Source organism: Cupriavidus basilensis (assembly GCF_029335485.1).
GTDB lineage: Bacteria > Pseudomonadota > Gammaproteobacteria > Burkholderiales > Burkholderiaceae > Cupriavidus > Cupriavidus basilensis_E.
On record NZ_JARJLM010000635.1, the window covers coordinates 1 to 541 of the forward strand.

General features: G+C 67.1%; 1 protein-coding gene. It reads right to left on the bottom strand.

Features of this window, described 5'->3' with window-relative positions; all coding sequences use genetic code 11:
- Positions 1-541, bottom strand: a 541-nt coding sequence (locus tag P3W85_RS39010) for a hypothetical protein (protein WP_276268735.1), incomplete at both ends; no start/stop codon positions are given.

The window sequence follows — 541 nt, forward strand, 5'->3', positions numbered from 1 at the left end:
TCCAGCGGCGGCAAGCCCGATGACACGGGCTCGTCGAGCGGTAGTGGTTCGTCGTCGGGTAGCAGCAGTTCGTCCAGCGGTAACGGTTCCTCGTCCGGCAATGGCAGTTCGTCGAGCGGCAGCGGCTCGTCCTCCGGTAGCGGTAGCTCGTCCAGCGGTAGCGGTTCGTCCTCGGGCAGCGGCAGTTCGTCGAGCGGCAGCTCCAGCGGGGATACGGCTGGCAAATCGGGTTCGTCGAGCAGTGATTCGTCGAGCAGTAGTGGCAGCTCGTCCAGCGGTAGCGGTTCGTCGTCGGGCAACGGGAGTTCGTCGAGCGGCAGCTCCAGCGGCAGCACATCGAGCAGCTCGGGTTCGTCGGGCAGTGGCTCGTCGTCCGGTAGTGGCAGCTCGTCCAGCGGTAGCGGCTCGTCATCTGGCAGCAGTGGTTCGTCGAGTGGCAGCTCCAGCGGTAGCACGTCCAGCGGCTCGAGTTCGTCGAGCGGCAGTGGTTCGTCGTCCGGCAGCGGCAGCTCGTCCAGCGGCAGGGGTTCGTCCTCCGGCA